Raw genomic sequence first — 16,342 nt, 5'->3', positions numbered from 1 at the left:
TGGCGCTGTCGGGCCCGAACCTTCAGATCGGCGCGGCCTGTATCCTGCCGCCCTGCATTGGGCAGAGCCATGGCCGCACAGCCACAATCAAAACTTGGATACTCTGCCCCATTGGGCATGATCAAAGCGGACCAGCCGGTACTGCGCCGTCTCGGTGATGGGGGCGCGGGCAAGTACCAGATCGGCGACCAGATGGCCCACCCCCGGCCCGATGCCAAAGCCGTGGCCAGACAGCCCCGCCGCCAGCGTCAGACCCGCAATGCCGATATCATTGTCGATCACCGGCACGCCATCCGGCGTGCTGTCGATATAGCCTGCCCAACGTGCCTGCACCGGTACAGTCGCAAGTACGGGCAAGAGCTTGCGCGCATTGGCCAGCGTCTGGTTCACCGTCGCAACCGAGGGGCGCGGGTCAAGGATGCGGACCCGTTCCATCGGGGTTTCCCGGTCCAGATCCCAGGTTGCCATGGTCTCGAAACCCGCCCGCCAGGCCTGCAACCCGCCTGGCAGCAGCGACCGCCAGCGTTTGGTGAACATCGGCAGGAAATGCCTGGCTTTGCGGATCATCCGGGGGGTCGGATCAACGTTGCCCTTGCCCGAAATCGCCAATGTATAACCGCCATCGCCACGCCGGGTCAGCGACACCGCAGAGGTATGCAGCGCAGGCGGCAAACCCTCGGCACCCGGGGCCACGGAGAGGATCGAACTGCGCACCGAGGCCTGGGGAAAGAAGATGCCCGACTGGTGCAGGAAACTGCCCGCCCAGGCGCCACCCGCCATCACCACCTGCGGCGTGCGGATCACGCCACGCTCGGTCACCACCGCCGAGACGGCCCCCGCTTCGGTTTCGATACCGCGGGCGGCACAGCCCTGCACCACGACACCGCCATGCTGCATCACGCCGCGTGCAATCTGCGGTGCGGCACTGGCAGGGTCGGCAATGCCATCGCTGGGCGACCAGACCCCACCGGCCCAATTCTGCCCCGTCGCAGCGCCCCTTTCGGTGGCCTCGGCGGCGCTCAGCATCCGGGTGTCGACACCTTCGCCCCGCGCAAACCGGCCCCAGCTGGCCCAGCCTTCGATTTCTGCGGCATCGTTGGAAAGATACAGCAACCCGCAGCGGCGAAAGCCCAGATCAACACCGATGTCCTGCGCCATGTCTTCCCACAGCGCCAGGCTGCGGGTGGAGAGCGGAAGCTCGCGCGCATCGCGGTTCTGCTGGCGGCACCAGCCCCAGTTGCGGCTGGATTGTTCGGCCCCCACGCGGCCTTTCTCCAGCAGCACCACTTTCATGCCCGCACGCGACAGCCAATAGGCGGCACATACGCCGACGATGCCTGCCCCGATCACCACGCAATCGGCAGCATCTGGAAAGGTGTCATTTGTCGTCAAATTCATCAACGGGGCAGGCATTGTATTCTCCGTACTTCTAGCCAGACCTTCATCATATCGCCTGCTGCGCGGCGTCGCAGGATATGGTCTTGTAATTGTTCATAAAAACGAAACCTGCGCGGCGCCGCCGGTTGCGCTCAATACCCCCGGTTCTGATCGACACACCCTGGAAGCGGGCTTTTGGTGCGCGTGGCGCGGACCACCTCCAGCGCATGCAGCGCGCCAGCGTGGTGATCGGTCACGGCCGCGATATGCGGCGTGACGATCACCCGCGGATCGCGCCAGGCCCAATGATCGGCAGGCAGCGGTTCAGGGTTGGTCACATCCAGCATCGCATGCCGCAGCGCGCCACTGTCCAGCGCGTCGCGCATTGCCTGCATGTCCAGCTGCGCCCCGCGCCCGGCATGCACCAGCGCCGCCGCTTCCGGCAGTTTCGCAAACAGAGCGGCGTTCAGAATGCCGCGCGTCTCGGCTGTCAGCGGCAGCAGGCAGATCAGAATATCGCTCTGGCCCAGAAACCTGTCCAGATCCTGCAGGCCATAAACCGGAACATCTGCCACCGCCCGCCCGGAGCGTGACCAGCCGCTGACCCTGAAACCCATGCCGCCGAGCGTCTGTGCCGCCAATGTGCCGATCCGGCCCATGCCCATGATCCCGACGCGGGCGTTCCGCGCATGCGATACCGCCTGCGGCTTCCATTGGCCCTGCCCTGCCTGTTCCAGATAGGTCGGCATCGTGCGGTGCAGCATCAATGTTGCCATGACCACCCAGTCGCGCACCATCTCCTCGATACCCGGATCAAGGGCGCGCACCAGTTCCATGCCTGCGGGCAAGGCAGGCATCTGGTCCACCCCGGCCCCGGAACTGATCACGACCTGCAAGTTGGGATAGCGCTGCAGATCTTTCGGGGGTGTCCAGCACAACAGATGCGTGACATCGGCCGGGTCGGTGACGGCCTCTTCGCCCACGATGATCTTTTCACCCGCCGCCTCAAAGGCCGCGACCCAGACCGCTGCGCGTTCGGCGCTGGACAGGAACAGCAATGCCATCAGCGCAACGCCTCGCGAATTTCGGGATCGTCCAGGGTGATATCCAGAACCTTGCGGGTCCGCGCCACGATCTCGTCTATCTCGTCTTCGGTGCAGCACAGAGGCGGCGCATAGGCAAAGATGCCCTGCGGGAATGACCGCACCACCAGCCCCTGTTCCCAGGCCCGGTCAAACAAGCGCGTTGCAGGCTGCACTTCGGGCGGCAGGGGTGTCTTGCGCGCCTTGTCGGTCACCAGTTCCACCGCCGCCAGCATCCCGCGTCCGCGCACATCGCCAACCAGGGGATGATCGCGCAGGGTTTCCAGCCCCGCCATCAGGCGTTTGCCTGCGCGTATGCCGTTCTCGAACAGCCCGCCCTCATAAAGCGCCAGCACCTCAAGCGCCACCGCCGCCGAGACCGGATGCGCGGAATAGGTGAACCCATGCCCCACAGCCTTGGCCCCTGCACCATCGGCAATCACCTCATAGACATGATCCGACATCAAGACCGCCCCCATCGGGACATAGCCCGAGGTCAGACCCTTGGCGCAGGTCAGCAGGTCGGGCACGATGCCCTCGTCGGCGCTGGCAAAAATCGGGCCGGTGCGGCCAAATGCCGTGATGACCTCATCGACGACAAAGAGAATGCCAAGTTCAGTGCACAGATCCCGCATCGCCTTGATCCAGCCCGGCGGCGGCACCAGCACGCCACCCGATCCCTGGATCGGCTCGACATAGAAGGCCGCAACGCGGTCCTCTCCGATCTCGGCCACCTTGGCGCGCAGCTCGGCCACCGAGGCCTCGATCACCGCCTGCGGATCATCGCCCCGCGGATTGCGATAGAGGTAATGCGAGGAAATCTTGTGCTGCCAGGCATAGGGCACGCCGAACCCGTCATGGAAACCGGGCAGCGCGGTCAACCCCGCGCCCATCGTGGTTGAGCCGTGATAGCCCTGCTCGACCGAGATGAACTGATCGCGCCCGGGCTTGCCCCTGGCCTGCCAGTAGTAGCGGACAAAGCGGATGGTGCTGTCCACCGCGTCCGACCCGCCAAGGGTGAAATAGACGTGGTTCAGATCGCCCGGCGCACGGTCGGCCAGGGCGGCGGCCAGCCGAATCGGGGGTTCCGACCCCAGATCGAAATAACCTGTGGCATAGGGCAGCCTGCGCATCTGCTCGGCAGCGGCCTCGACCACGCTTTCATGGCCATAGCCCGCGTTCACACACCAAAGGCCCGCAAACCCGTCCAGCAGCTCGCGCCCTTCGCTGTCGGTGACAGTCGCCCCCTTGGCCGACCGCAGGACGCGCACGCCGCGGGCCTCGTGGCCGCGGAAGGACGACACCGGATGAACAAGGTGCTGGCGGTCCAGCTCGACAAGAGAATTGGTCAACATTTGACTTCCCATTCAGGTTATCCCAGCGCCTGCGACACAAGGGCAAAGGTTTTGTATTCCGACGGCGCGCGGGTCCGCGCGTCGCGTTTCATGGCAATGCCGCCGCCAGCGGCTTGCAGGCCCAGCCGCGTTGCGGTCTCGCCCATGCCCGCGTCGGCGGGCAGGTCAACACGCAGGAAACCACCAGCGCAGCGGCGCGCCGCCTCGGCCATCAGCGCCGCAGCGCTGGCCGCGTCCCGTGCCACCACCGGCCCCAGCACCCGCCCGCGCCCGAAATCGCGCAGCAGGGCAAATCCGTTCTCGCAGCGCAGCACTTCGCCCTGCGCGGCAATCGCCCCCAGCAATCCCGCCCGCGACATGCCCGAGGCCTGCAAATCCAGCGCGGCCAGCGCCGGAATATCCTGCGCATCACCGGTTCGAACGGACAACTCAGGCGTCGCCGCCTGGGCAATCCCCTGCTGCTGGCACACTTCGCCACAGGCCACGAACCCCATCTTTTCATAAAGCGGCAGCCCGTCCGCAGTGGCGGTCAGACGCAATTCGCGCGCACCGCCAAGGGCAATCACCTGCTCCATCAGCGCCCGACCCAGCCCGCGTCCGCGCATCTGCGCATCGACGATGATCATGTTCATCGTCGCCACATCGCCGAAGGCAGAGCACAATGCAGTGCCCACAACTTTGCCGTCCTGTAGCGCCACAACCCCCCTGGAGACCGACAGCGTGAGCTGCCAGTCCTCGGCACGGTGCGGCCAGACGGCCTCCGTCGACAGACGCAGTGCGCCATCCAGATGGGCGGGCTCAAAGGCGGTGATCCGAACATCGTCTTGCGACAATCTGGCCGGTGCGGGTTTGATAGCAGTCATGAATTTTCCGTCCTGTTTGTGCCCAGTCTAGGCCCCCGCACACGGCAGTTTTGTTTTGATCCCCGCCCGTTGCGGCAGTTTTCTGCGGCGGCGCAGTTGCTCGGCCACAGAAAATGCCGCGTAGCGCAAAGCGGATCAGGACGCCAGATGACGCCCCAGCGCCAGGACCATCGCAATTGCCCCCGCAAGTTCGTCTTCGGTCAGATATTCCTCGGGCCGGTGCGCGCGTGCGATGTCGCCGGGCCCGCAGATGACCGAGGCGATTCCCGCCTGCTGGAACAGCCCCGCCTCGGTGCCGAAACTGACAGCACCCAGGGGCTTATGCCCCGAGATGTGCGCGGCCAGTGTGGCCAGCGGATGATCCGCTTCCAGCGACAGCGCCGGATAAGTCGACAGCCATTCGCCGCGCACCCCCGGCCCCAGCGCCGCCATCACCGGCTCCAGCAGCGTTTTGGGATCAACACCGGCAATCGCCCGCGCCTCCATGCTGGCTTCGGCGTGATCGGGGATGATGTTCAGCGCCTGACCGCCCTGCACCGTGCCGATCTGAAGACTGGAATAGGGCGGCGCGAAACGGTCATCCTGCGGCCCTTCACGCAGCGCCTCGGCCTGCTTGCGCGCAACGGACAGCGCAGGCAACAGCGCATGAATGGCATTGTCACCCTGATCGGGGCGCGAACTGTGGCCCGACCGGCCCTCGGCCACCAGCCGCAGCGCCGCCTTGCCCTTATGCGCCAGCACCGGCACCAGCCCGGTCGGCTCTCCGACGATGCAGCCCAGGGGCGGCGCGCATAGATCCGGCAGCACCGCAATCATATGCGGCACCCCGCGACAGCCCGCCTCCTCGTCATAGGACAGCGCAATATGAACAGGGGCGGACAGCTCCATACCGACCAGTTCGGGCACGGCGGCCAGCACCGCAGCCACATAGCCCTTCATGTCGCAACTGCCCCGCCCGATCAGCCGCCCGCCGTCACGGCGCAGGACAAAGGGATCATCCAGCCATTCCGGCTCGCCCGCCGGCACCACATCGACATGGCCCGACAATATATAGCCGGGCCGTGACGCATCCCCGATGGTGGCGAACAGATTGTACCGGTCGCCTTCCGGTCCCTTGAGCAGGTGAAAGGGCACCCCGTGTTTGCGCAGGTAATCCGCAACAAACTGCATCAACCCGTCATTGGGCGTGCCGACCACACTGGGAAAGCCGACAAGCTGCTCCAGCAGCGCGGCACCCGATGCCTGCATCACGCTCACTCCGTGACGGGGGTTGCGGTGACATAGATCTTGCGCAGGGTCTCCAGTGTTTTCCACTCGCCCACGAAGCCCGGCTTCATCACAAAGCTGTCGCCCGCACCAAAGCTGAAGGTGTTACCGCCGTCTTCGCTGATCTCGACGCGTCCGGACAGGATATGACAGAATTCAAAAGTTTCGCCCTTCATCGACTTTGTCGTGCCGGGCGTGGCTTCCCATACGCCGGTGCGAATCTGACCCCATTGCGCGGCTTCGGCCCAGGCTTCGTCCTGCGCCCATGTGCGAAAGGCAGGCGCGCCTTCGATCAGGCGGTCGGGGGCTGCCACATCTTCGCGGGGGGCGAATTCGGGGGCGGTATCAATCGGAACGATAAGGGACATAGTGAGGTCTTTCTGCTGGTGCGCCAACCGGCGCGTTGATCTGCCCGGACAAAATGCACCAGCCTGCCCGGCGATCTTGTCCAAAGTTGCCGTTCCGGCGGCAGGACCTGCCGGATGCTGCCCGCCCGACGCAATTTCATGCTCGCGATTCCGTAAATTGGGGGAAGCCCGGTGGCACATGTCAGGTGAACCATGGCCACGAACCGGCAAACCCCTGCAAACATGGAAAACTATGTTTCCCGGTCGTGGATCAGGATCTTATCGCCCGTTTCACTGACCGCACGGATGGTCAGTTTCCCGCAACCGGCAGGCGCATTGCGCGGGGCGCCATCGACAAGATCGAATTCGGCAAAATGCACGGGACAAACGATGTGACCATCCGCCACGAAACCATCCGATAAGGAAGCCACGGCATGCGGGCAGGCATCCGCAACCGCATGGACCTGACCATCGATGCGGGTGACGGCCAGTGCGCCAAGCTTGGGGTCATCGACGCGCAGCACCGCGCCCTCCGCCACAGCGGAACCCGCGACAAGGAAGCGTCCCGGCCCGGTTGGTTTAAGCGGCTGACGGCGCGCGGTCTTTGGTCGTGGTGCGGAATCGAAACGATGAATCTCCTGCGGGCGGTCGATGCCGATCGCAAAATCGCCAAAGTCCCAAAATGGCCGGTCCCCGTCCCCGGGTCCGCTGCAAAGGCGGGCTTTCGCAGTCGGGCGCCCGGCAATTTGAATCCGTTTGCCAAATTGATCCGACCAGAACCGCAGGGGCGCGCGGGCCGAAAGTGGCTGACCCAGCATGGCACGCACACAGGCGCGCGCCTGATCATTGGCGTTCTGCCAGCTTTCGATCCGCGCGAGGCCTGCCGGCCCGGGTTGTGACGCCACATCGCCAATCGCATGGATGAGCGGATTGCTGGTCGTGCCTGCGGCATCCGTGCTGATACCTCCGTCACAGGCGATCCCGGCCTGGCGACCCAGATCATCGCTGGGCGCGATCCCCACGGCGATCAGCAGCATGTCAGCCGTAATCTCACTGTCGCCGATCTTGGCGCGGACCGCGTTGTCATCCACAGCGAATTCAGCGCTGACGCCCAGGCGAAGATCAACACCATGGCTGCGGTGCAAGGCGGCAAGGTGATCGGAAACCGCAGGCGGCAACAGGCGGTGGGCCAGCGCCGGTCCACGCACCAGAACCGTCACCTCGATCCCGGCGGCACGGGCGGCGGCAGCGGCCTCCATCGCGATCCAGCCGCCCCCGAGGATCAGCAAGCGGCGTGGCGCGGCCAGGGCGATGGCCCGTGCGTCATCGCGGGTGCGCAACCTGTGCACGCGCGGACCGGACAGCGCCATCGGGTTTCGCGCCTGCCCGCCGGTCGCGAGGATCAGCCGCGCGTAGTCTCGATTGCTGCCATCGGCCAGGGTCACCCGGCAGCGATCCGCATCCACCCCGACAACCCGCTGGCCGAGGCTCAGGTCGATGTTCAGGCGCTTTGCCTCATCCGGGGTCATCGCATCGGTCTGGGGCACGCTCTGGAACAGCGTCTTTGACAGTTCCGGCCGCTCGTAGGGCGGATGCGCTTCGTCGCCGATCAGTTGCACCGGCCCGCGATGGCCTGCTTCGCGCAAGGAACGTGCCGCCATCGCGCCGGCCTGGCCCGCGCCCACGATCACGATTGGCCGGGGCTGCGGCAGTTCAAGCCGCTGGCCAAGCTCAATCGCGCCTTCGGTTTCGATGACACAATAGATGCCAAGATTGCGTTGAAACCGATCCACAAGCGTCCGCAAAACGTCGGGATCGCCCGGCAATTCGCCCTGCGGCAGCGTGGTAAAGCCGCATCTTCCACAATGGGAGACACCGCGCAGGGTGACATTCCCGATCCGGAAACGCTGGCCGAGCAGGTTGTATTCCGGAATACCCTCCGGGGCATCCGGCAAATCGACCACGATGTTCGGGCGAAAGCGGCGCGCATCCATGTTGCTTTGCGGAAGCATGCGGGACAATTGCGCCAGCGCCTGCCGGCTGATCAGATGCACCGGCGCCATGGTGTAGCGTGGCCGGGCCGCCGTACCGTCCGCCAGCGTCGTGCCGTGCCGCCGGACCTGAACCGCGCGGCCGAAATGCAACGACAGCATGTCACGGGCCGCCTCGCTTTCCGCATCCAGCCAGACCTGTCCATCGGATGAAATCTGGGGGCGGTCGTTGCGGATCCGTGCCCGGATATCGGGCGCCCGGTTCCAGCGGGGATCACGCACCGGATAGGCTGTCTCGCCTGTCTCCGCATCGAAAAGCCCATGGGTCCGGTCACCAACCGGCCCGCCCTTGACCATCCGGAGGGTCTCGCAGCGCTCGCCGCCCAGCGTGCTGAGCGGATAGCGCCAGAGGTCGGCCACAATTGCATCGTCGAACATCGCGGTCATCCGCTTTATCGTTTGCTACGCCACCATGCGATGCGGTCCTGCAGGGCATAGCCCCTGATGATCGCGGGCATGAACCACGGGTTGCCCCGGTAGAGCGGCACCGCAGCAGGCGGGCGGGAGAACAGCGCGGAACGGCCCTCTTCGCCATTGCCCAGCAACCGGTGCGCCGCGCGGGTGCCAACCCAGGGTGCCCAGACGACGCCCGAGCCGCAGAACCCGCTGGCATAGACGATCCCGTCCTTTTCAAAGATCCGGGGCAGCATGTCGCGGTTCATCGCCACATTGCCATACCAGCTGTGCGACAGATGCACCCCTTCCAGCTCTGGGAAGACTTCGGCCAGCCCCCGGCGCAGCCGCTGCGTCGGCACGGTGGCGTCGCCCCCATGCCCGCTTTCACGCCCGCCCAGCAGGATGCGTTTGCCGTCTGGTGTGGGGCGGTAGTAATAGCCCAGCTGCCGCCCCTCGCCCATCATCATGCGCTGCGGCATCAGCCGGTCCATCACCTCGGCTGGCAGCTCTTCGGTGACGATGATCCGGCTGCGCACCGGCACCAGACGCCGGCGCAGATAGGGGGCGGCACCATCGGTGTAGCCGTTGGTGCAGACCAGTACCTGCCGCGCCTCGACCGTGCCTGACGGGGTCTGAACGCGAAATGTCGCGCCCTCGCGCCGGATCGCCGTGACCGGGGTGTGCCCATGCACGGCGACACCGGCGGCCAGTGCCAATTGCAACAGGCCTGCATGAAACTTGCCCGGATGCAGCCCGCCGATGTCCTTGCGCACAACGCCGCCACGATAAAAGCCGGAGCCGATATATTGCTCCTGTTCCCCGTGGGGAACCGCATAGGTCTCGATCCCCAGCCGTTTCGCCAGGGCTTCGGCGCCCCGGGCCATGGTGTCATATTGGCCGAACCCCAAAGCCCCCTTGAACAAGCCGGTCAGCCGGAAGTCGCAGTCGATCTCCTCGCTGCGGATAAAGTCGTACAGGAATTCCCGCGCGGTCTTGCTCTCGGCTTCGATGGCATAGGCAGTGGCCTCGTCAAAGGTCCTTGTTATCGCGGCATGGCTGGGACGGATCGAGCCGCTGGTGATGCCGCCGTTGCGCGAGGATGCGCCCTCGCCCGGATGCATCGCGTCAAAGGCCGCGACCGAGCGGCCCGCCCGGGCCAGGGTCAATCCCGCAGCCAGCCCGGCATAGCCAGCACCGACAATGGCCACGTCCACCGACCGGGCGGGGGGCTGTACAGGCACCGGTCCGGGCGGGGCCGCTTCCCACCAGAACGGTGTCGCCTTGTCAGCAAGCCGGGATGTTTTGGCCATCGTATATCCTATCAGACGGTGTCGTTGCGGACGTCAAGCGCGTCGCGCAGACCGTCCCCGATAAAGTTGAAGCTGGACACCGCGATGGTGATCGCAATGCCTGGTATGATTGCAAGCCATGGCGCGCTGGCCAGGTATTGCTGCGCTCCGTTCAGCATGTTGCCCCAGCTTGGCAGCGGCGGCTGGATTCCGAAACCCAGAAAGCTGATATAGGCTTCCAGCAGGATGGCACGGGCCACTGTCAGGGTCGCGGCAACGATGATGGGCCCCATGGCATTGGGCAGGATCTCGCGGAACATGATATGCGACCGGCCCAGCCCCAGCATGCGCCCGGCAAGCACGAATTCCCGCTCTTTGAGCGAACGGACCTCGGCCTCGACGATCCGGGCGACCTCCATCCAGCTGGTCACGGCAATGATGATGGTGATCATCACCGGGCTGGGTTTCAGTGCTGCGGCCAGCGCCAGCAGCAGGAAGATGGTCGGGTAGGACAGGAACCCGTCGACCGTCCGCATCAGCACGGCGCTGATCCAGCCGCCGCGGTAACCCGCGATCACGCCGACCAGCGTGCCGACGAAGATCGACAGCACCATGGCGAAGAAGCCCACCAGCAGCGAGATCCGGCCAGCCATGAACAGCCGCGCCGCGATGTCGCGCCCCAGGGGGTCGGTGCCCAGATAGTGATCGCTGGCAAAGGGCGGCGCGAACCTTGCCCGCAAATCGATGTAAAGCGAGTCGTAGGGCAGCAGATAGGGGCCGACAACGCAGGCCAGCGTCAGAAGGGTGATCATCAACAGCCCCAGCAGCGCCAGACGATGGCTCAGGAAGCGGCGCAGCACCCGGCTCTGCCACCAGCGGCTGGGGGAGTGGGTTGCGGTCAGGGTGGTCATCTCGGTGGCTTCCTTCTCCTTGGGTCGGGCGTCAAGCCAGACGAATGCGTGGATCTACCAGCGCGACAACAATATCGGCAACAAGGTTGCCTGCGATGGTCAGGATGGCTGAGAACATCAACAATCCCATTACGACGGGGTAGTCGCTGTAGCCGAGGCTATCGAGGAACAGCCGCCCCATGCCCGGCCAGGTAAAGACGGTTTCCGTCACCAGCGCGCCGGTCAGGATCGAGGGCAGCTGCACCCCGGCCAGGGTGATCATCGGCAAAAGCGCGTTGCCGACGACATGTTTCATCAGCACCCGGCGTTCGGTGACACCTTTGGCGCGGGCGGTTTTCACGAATTCCTGGCTGATCGCATCCAGCGTTGCAGTGCGCATATAACGGCTCCAGACCGCGATATGGACCAGCGCCAGCACCACCGAGGGCATGATCAGGTGGTGCAGGTAATCCAGTACCGAACCGTCGCCGATGGAATACATGTTGCCCGCCGGCAGCCAGCCCAGTTTCAGCGAGAAGACGTAGATGCCGATCAGACCGAACCAGAAGGTCGGGATCGACAGGGCAACCATGGCGCCCACGGTCGCGGCATAATCGAAGGTCGAATAGCGGTGGGTCGCCCCCCGGATACCGATCCAGGTCCCGATCGCGATGGCGATGACGGTCGAGGAGCCCATCAGGAGGAAAGTGGCAAAGAGATGCCGACCGATCACGGTCAGGACCGGGTTCCCGTCGCGGAAGGATATTCCCCAGTCGCCCTGAAGCAGCCGCCAGGCCCAGTCGAAATACTGCACCAAAAGCGGGCGGTTCAACCCGAGCTGTTCGGCGAGCCGGGCCTTGTCCGCTTCGGTCATGCCGGGGTCGAGCGCAAATTGCGCCAGCGGCCCGCCCGGAATGAGGTTGAGTACGACAAATCCGATGATTGAAACGATCACGAGCAGCACGATGCTTTGCGCGAAGCGTTTGAGCAGGAATGCAGGCATATTCTCCTCCTTCCGGGACAGGTAGCGTTACATTGTGCCCGGTGTCCGGAGCGTTCTGCCCCGGACACCGGAGGTTAGGTCAGGCCCAGTACCAGGCCGCGGCGTGCCAGGATTCGGTCCGCGTGTTGGTATTGACCTCGAAGCCCTCGATGCCTGCCTTGCGACCATAGAGGTTGGTGTAGGCAAACAGCGGCAGGAACGGGAGGTCGTGCCGGATGATCTCCTGCACCTTGAAGTAGATCTCCCGCCGCTTTTCGGGGTCGAACGTGCGGCTGCCTTCCACCAGCAGGGCATCGACCTCGGAGTTGGAATACTGCGCGTTGTTCGACCCGCTGCCGCCCTTGGCCGCGATGGCATCGGTATGGAAGCGATAGGTCACATCCGGGTCGCCGCCGACCAGATAGGTGATGCCGACCATGGCCGAGTCGAATTGCGACTGGCCCCAGAAGTCGCCCCACATCACGGCGGGGGGCAGGTTCTCGATCTTCATCTCTGCGCCGATCTCGGCAAAGGTCTGCTGCAGGAACTGCTGGGTCTGTTCACGCAGGTGGTTGCCGACGGTGGTCGAGTTGTTGAATGACAGGCGCAGCCCGTCCTTTTCGCGGATGCCATCGGCGCCCGGCACCCAGCCGGCCTCGTCCAGGATCTGGCGTGCGCGGTCGAGGTTGAACTCCTGCTTCGGCAGATCTGGGTTGTAGTAATAGGACTGCGGCGGCATGAAGGTTTCGGCCGGGGTGGGCACCCCATAGTACAGCGCGTCGATGATCGCCGTCCGGTCCATCGCCAGATACAGCGCCTCGCGCACGGCCTGGTCCTTGAAGACAGGCAGCTCCTGGTTGAGATAGATCGATTCAACCGATCCCTTTGGTTCAACCGTCACTACCCGGTCCGCCAGATCCTTGGCCTCCTGGTAGTTGTCGGGCGTGATATAGGCGTTGCCGACGAGGTCGATGTCGCCGCTCTTGAACTGGGCGTAAAGCACGGTCATGTCGGGGATGTATTTGAAGATCAGCTCTTCGACATAGGGGCCTTCGCCGAAGTAATCCGCGTTGGCCACCAGTTCGAGCCGGTCCCCGGCAAGACGCTGTCCCCATTTGAAAGCCCCGGTGCCGACCGGCGCCTGATTGAACGCGGCCTCATTGGGGTTGGCCTCGGCCTCAAGAATATGTTTGGGCACCATGAAGGTTTCGGTCAGGAACGACAGATAGGGGGCAAAGGGTTCTTCCATCCGCCAGGTGATCTCGGTCGGCGAGACAACGGTGATGTCGCGGACCAGATCATGGCCGGTGGTCCGCCAGGCGCGGAAATCGGGGTTCACGATCAGTTCGAGCGTATATTTGACGTCCTCGGCGGTGAAGGGCGTGCCATCGTGCCAGGTGACATCATCGCGCAGGCGGATGCGCCAGTTCAGCCCGTCCTCGGAAATGCCGCCATTGTCCTGGCTGGGCACTTCACTGGCAAGGTTCGGCCCGATGACGCCATCGACACTGATGCGGAACAGCGCGTCGAAAATCGAGAAGTTCACGCCGTCATCCACTTCGATATGGGGCATCAGCGGATTGAACACGGTCGGTTCCTGCGACAGGCCGACAACGATACGACCCGTCGGCGCTGCCGGAGGTGTCTGGGCGAAAGCGGGCTTGCCCAGCAGATGTGGTGCGAAAAGGCCCGCAGCGCCCCCGGCGCCGAGAACCCGCAGAGCGTCGCGGCGTGAGAAGCCTGCGCTGGTTTTGTTGAACTTGGTCATTGTAGTCTCCCATGTGTTGGATTTATCGGGTTGGTTTTGTGACGTTTCTTGTGACGGCTTTGGATATCGGCGCTCAGCCCTCGGCTGCGGCCAATTCGGGGCGGTTGCTGCTTTCGCCGGGAATGGCGGCCACCAGCTCGCGGGTGTAATCGGATTTCGGGTTGAGAAAGATCTGCGACGGCGGGCCCATTTCGACGATCCGTCCGCGCTGCATGACGGCGATATCGTCGCAAATCTGGCTGGCGACGCGCAGGTCGTGGGTGATGAAGACCATCGAGATCCCGGTTTCCCGCTGGACCTTGTCCAGCAGTTCCAGGATCTGCGCCTGTATCGACACGTCGAGCGCCGAAACAGCTTCGTCGGCAACCAGCAGCGTCGGCTTGAACATCAGCGCGCGTGCAATGCCGATCCGCTGCCGTTGACCGCCGGAAAACTCATGCGGGTAGCGCCCGTAGGCCCCGGTATCCAGCCCGACCAGATCCAGCAGGGCGCGGGCATCTTCGCGGGCCTTGGCATAGGGCATCCCGTGGGCGGTTGGCCCCACGGTCAGGATCCGCCCGATCGTCGCGCGCGGGTTCAATGATGCAAAAGGATCCTGAAAGATCATCTGGATGCGCTGGCGCAGCGGGCGGAACTCGGTCTCTGCCATCGGGGCGATGTCACGGCCTTCGAACAGGATGCGCCCCCCGTCGCAGTCCATCAGCTTGGTCAGCAACCGCCCCAGCGAGGATTTTCCCGATCCGCTTTCACCCACCACGCCCAGCGTCCGGCCGCTGGCCAGTTCAAAGGACACGTCACGTACGGCAGGCACCACACGCTGGGTGCGCAGCAGGGCGCTGCCGCTGCGATAGGTCTTGGTCAGCCCTTCGACCTTCAGCACCGTATCGCTGCCTGCGGATTGCAATGACGGGCGGTCCTTGTCGGTCAGATGCGGCACGGCGGCGATCAACCGTTTGGTATAGGGGTGTACGGGCGCCTTCAGAACCTGGTCTGCGGTGCCCCGTTCGACAACATGGCCTTTTTCCATCACCACGACATTGTCGGCAATCTCGGCCACGACGCCAAAATCATGGGTGATGAACAGCACGCTCATGCCCTTGCGGCGCTGGATGTCGCGGATCAGTTCGAGGATCTGCGCCTGGGTGGTCACGTCCAGCGCCGTGGTCGGTTCATCCGCGATCAGGATCGAGGGTTCAAGCGCCAGCGCCATGGCGATCATCACCCGCTGGCGTTGCCCGCCGGACAGGCGGAATGGATATTGGTTGTACATCAGCGCAGGGTCCGGCAGCCCCACTTCGTCCAGCAGTTCCACCGCCCGTTTGCGCCGTGAGGCCTGTGTACCGATCCCATGCGCCCGCATGGCCTCGTCTACCTGCGCGCCCACCGTCATCAGCGGGTTCAGCGCCGACAGCGGGTCCTGAAAGATCATCGACACCACCCGTCCGCGCAGGCTGCGCAGAGATTCCGCATCCATGCCGACAATTTCGAGCCCGTTCAGCGTGATGGAGCCGGCGCTGACACCGATCACACGGGGCAGAAGCCCCATGATGGTATTTGCGGTCACCGATTTGCCCGACCCCGATTCACCGATCACACAGAGGATCTTGCCACGTTCGAGATCGAAAGAGACTTCCTCGACCGCATGGGCACGTTCCATGCCATGGGGCAGGTTGACGGTCAGACCGCGCACCGATAGCGCCAGTTCATGGCTGTCGTCTGTCTGGGGGCTTGCTGTCATGCTGCACTTTCCTTGCGTGTGAACCGTTGTGTAGTCCTCGCCGATAATCCAAGTATTGTGATCCCAATCGGGGGGCAGAGTCACCAAATCACCACGTGCAGACGGCAGGATAAACTGATCTGATGTCCGGGTCTGGCAGATTATTCTGCGCCGCATATGGCACCTTTTTCGGTGCATGATGAGGCGAAGGATCCCCCTGGCCCGGTCGGTGTATTGCCCGCGCCCGAAGGATATGTTGAAGTTTTGTCAAAACATCCGCTGTGAAGCTTGCACAGGAAATGGGCATTCCGGCAAGTGGGACAGAAATCCTTCGGCACCCGCCCGCACGAAACAGATGACGGCCCGCCCTATGCCACGTATTACTTCCCCAGGACGAATTGGAGCGCCTGCATGACCCTCGACAAGATCGACATCAGGATTCTCTCTGAACTCCAGAAGAACGGCAGGATCACAAATGTCGAACTTGCCGAACTGGTTTACCTGTCGCCCAGCCCCTGCCTGATGCGGGTCAAGAAGCTGCAGGCCGAAGGGTACATCACCGGTTACGCGGCACAGATCGACGTATCGAAACTTGGCCAAAGCCTGATGGTTTTCACGGAAATCACGCTGAAAAACCACCGTCAGATTGATTTTGCCCGCTTCCTTGCCGCGATGGAAAAGATTGACCAGGTGATCGAATGCCACCTTGTGTCCGGTGGGTATGATTACCTCGTAAAGTTCGTCACCGCCGGGATCACCGAGTATCAGACGATCATGGAAAACCTGGTTGAACGGGACATCGGCATCGACAAATATTTCAGTTTCGTCATCCTGAAATCGCCCATCGTCAAGAAACATCTGCCGCTTGCCTCCTTCCTCGGAGAAGACTGACGCCGCTCTGCCGGCGGGCGGACCCCTTGCCGGGTGCGCCCTGTTCTGACTGCCGGAGACATCCCGTC

13 protein-coding genes are annotated in these 16,342 nt (G+C 63.9%); 1 reads left to right on the top strand and 12 read right to left on the bottom strand.

All coding sequences use genetic code 11. From position 1 onward, the window contains the following. Positions 1-87: 87 nt before the first annotated feature. The 12 genes from O4H53_RS00865 to O4H53_RS00810 form a co-directional block, all read right to left on the bottom strand. A complete protein-coding gene (locus tag O4H53_RS00865) occupies positions 88-1,398 on the bottom strand; it encodes an NAD(P)/FAD-dependent oxidoreductase (RefSeq protein WP_269360599.1) in 1,311 nt (436 codons plus the stop codon). A gap of 131 nt (positions 1,399-1,529) precedes the next feature. Further along, positions 1,530-2,441 carry a 2-hydroxyacid dehydrogenase gene (locus tag O4H53_RS00860; protein ID WP_269360598.1) on the bottom strand — a complete coding sequence of 304 codons (912 nt, stop codon included), beginning with the start codon at positions 2,439-2,441 and terminating at the stop codon, positions 1,530-1,532. After that, positions 2,441-3,814: an aspartate aminotransferase family protein gene (locus O4H53_RS00855; RefSeq protein WP_269360597.1), complete on the bottom strand. Its 1,374-nt coding sequence runs from the start codon at positions 3,812-3,814 to the stop codon at positions 2,441-2,443. The genes O4H53_RS00860 and O4H53_RS00855 overlap by 1 nt, the downstream gene beginning before the upstream one ends. A 17-nt stretch (positions 3,815-3,831) precedes the next feature. Continuing rightward, on the bottom strand, positions 3,832-4,677 hold the full coding sequence (locus tag O4H53_RS00850) for a GNAT family N-acetyltransferase (RefSeq protein WP_269360596.1): 846 nt from the start codon (positions 4,675-4,677) through the stop codon (positions 3,832-3,834). 135 nt (positions 4,678-4,812) lie between these two features. Continuing rightward, positions 4,813-5,925: an acetylornithine deacetylase gene (gene argE, locus O4H53_RS00845; RefSeq protein ID WP_269361056.1), complete on the bottom strand. Its 1,113-nt coding sequence runs from the start codon at positions 5,923-5,925 to the stop codon at positions 4,813-4,815. 5 nt (positions 5,926-5,930) lie between these two features. Then, on the bottom strand, positions 5,931-6,311 hold the full coding sequence (locus O4H53_RS00840) for a cupin domain-containing protein (RefSeq protein ID WP_269360595.1): 381 nt from the start codon (positions 6,309-6,311) through the stop codon (positions 5,931-5,933). Positions 6,312-6,541: 230 nt separating this feature from the next. Beyond that, positions 6,542-8,719, bottom strand: a complete 2,178-nt coding sequence (locus O4H53_RS00835; RefSeq protein WP_269360594.1) for an FAD-dependent oxidoreductase — start codon at positions 8,717-8,719, stop codon at positions 6,542-6,544. 14 nt (positions 8,720-8,733) lie between these two features. Continuing rightward, positions 8,734-10,047: an NAD(P)/FAD-dependent oxidoreductase gene (locus tag O4H53_RS00830; RefSeq protein WP_269360593.1), complete on the bottom strand. Its 1,314-nt coding sequence runs from the start codon at positions 10,045-10,047 to the stop codon at positions 8,734-8,736. Between the two features lie 11 nt (positions 10,048-10,058). After that, a complete protein-coding gene (locus tag O4H53_RS00825; protein ID WP_114276850.1) occupies positions 10,059-10,937 on the bottom strand; it encodes an ABC transporter permease in 879 nt (292 codons plus the stop codon). Between the two features lie 31 nt (positions 10,938-10,968). Further along, entirely contained in the window at positions 10,969-11,919 is a 951-nt protein-coding gene (locus tag O4H53_RS00820; RefSeq protein ID WP_269360592.1) for an ABC transporter permease, read from the bottom strand. A gap of 79 nt (positions 11,920-11,998) precedes the next feature. Continuing rightward, entirely contained in the window at positions 11,999-13,666 is a 1,668-nt protein-coding gene (locus O4H53_RS00815; protein WP_269360591.1) for a peptide ABC transporter substrate-binding protein, read from the bottom strand. A 73-nt stretch (positions 13,667-13,739) separates the two neighbouring features. Beyond that, positions 13,740-15,404, bottom strand: coding sequence for an ABC transporter ATP-binding protein (locus O4H53_RS00810; protein ID WP_269360590.1), 1,665 nt, complete (start codon positions 15,402-15,404; stop codon positions 13,740-13,742). A gap of 390 nt (positions 15,405-15,794) precedes the next feature. Here O4H53_RS00810 and O4H53_RS00805 point away from each other — a divergent pair, with 390 nt between their 5' ends. After that, positions 15,795-16,274, top strand: coding sequence for an Lrp/AsnC family transcriptional regulator (locus O4H53_RS00805; RefSeq protein ID WP_114277533.1), 480 nt, complete (start codon positions 15,795-15,797; stop codon positions 16,272-16,274). Positions 16,275-16,342 lie beyond the last annotated feature (68 nt).

The sequence above is a fragment of the Sulfitobacter sp. G21635-S1 genome, assembly GCF_027213915.1.
Lineage (GTDB): Bacteria > Pseudomonadota > Alphaproteobacteria > Rhodobacterales > Rhodobacteraceae > Sulfitobacter.
Note: the sequence above shows the minus strand (reverse complement) of the source record. Positions and strands in the feature narration are given on the sequence as shown.

What these genes read in the sequence shown, in the direction of transcription:
- O4H53_RS00865 (WP_269360599.1), bottom strand. Translation starts at nt 1,398, where the DNA reads ATGAATTTGACGACAAATGACACCTTTCCAGATGCTGCCGATTGCGTG.
- O4H53_RS00860 (WP_269360598.1), bottom strand. Translation starts at nt 2,441, where the DNA reads ATGGCATTGCTGTTCCTGTCCAGCGCCGAACGCGCAGCGGTCTGGGTC.
- O4H53_RS00855 (WP_269360597.1), bottom strand. Translation starts at nt 3,814, where the DNA reads ATGTTGACCAATTCTCTTGTCGAGCTGGACCGCCAGCACCTTGTTCAT.
- O4H53_RS00850 (WP_269360596.1), bottom strand. Translation starts at nt 4,677, where the DNA reads ATGACTGCTATCAAACCCGCACCGGCCAGATTGTCGCAAGACGATGTT.
- argE (WP_269361056.1), bottom strand. Translation starts at nt 5,925, where the DNA reads ATGCAGGCATCGGGTGCCGCGCTGCTGGAGCAGCTTGTCGGCTTTCCC.
- O4H53_RS00840 (WP_269360595.1), bottom strand. Translation starts at nt 6,311, where the DNA reads ATGTCCCTTATCGTTCCGATTGATACCGCCCCCGAATTCGCCCCCCGC.
- O4H53_RS00835 (WP_269360594.1), bottom strand. Translation starts at nt 8,719, where the DNA reads ATGTTCGACGATGCAATTGTGGCCGACCTCTGGCGCTATCCGCTCAGC.
- O4H53_RS00830 (WP_269360593.1), bottom strand. Translation starts at nt 10,047, where the DNA reads ATGGCCAAAACATCCCGGCTTGCTGACAAGGCGACACCGTTCTGGTGG.
- O4H53_RS00825 (WP_114276850.1), bottom strand. Translation starts at nt 10,937, where the DNA reads ATGACCACCCTGACCGCAACCCACTCCCCCAGCCGCTGGTGGCAGAGC.
- O4H53_RS00820 (WP_269360592.1), bottom strand. Translation starts at nt 11,919, where the DNA reads ATGCCTGCATTCCTGCTCAAACGCTTCGCGCAAAGCATCGTGCTGCTC.
- O4H53_RS00815 (WP_269360591.1), bottom strand. Translation starts at nt 13,666, where the DNA reads ATGACCAAGTTCAACAAAACCAGCGCAGGCTTCTCACGCCGCGACGCT.
- O4H53_RS00810 (WP_269360590.1), bottom strand. Translation starts at nt 15,404, where the DNA reads ATGACAGCAAGCCCCCAGACAGACGACAGCCATGAACTGGCGCTATCG.
- O4H53_RS00805 (WP_114277533.1), top strand. Translation starts at nt 15,795, where the DNA reads ATGACCCTCGACAAGATCGACATCAGGATTCTCTCTGAACTCCAGAAG.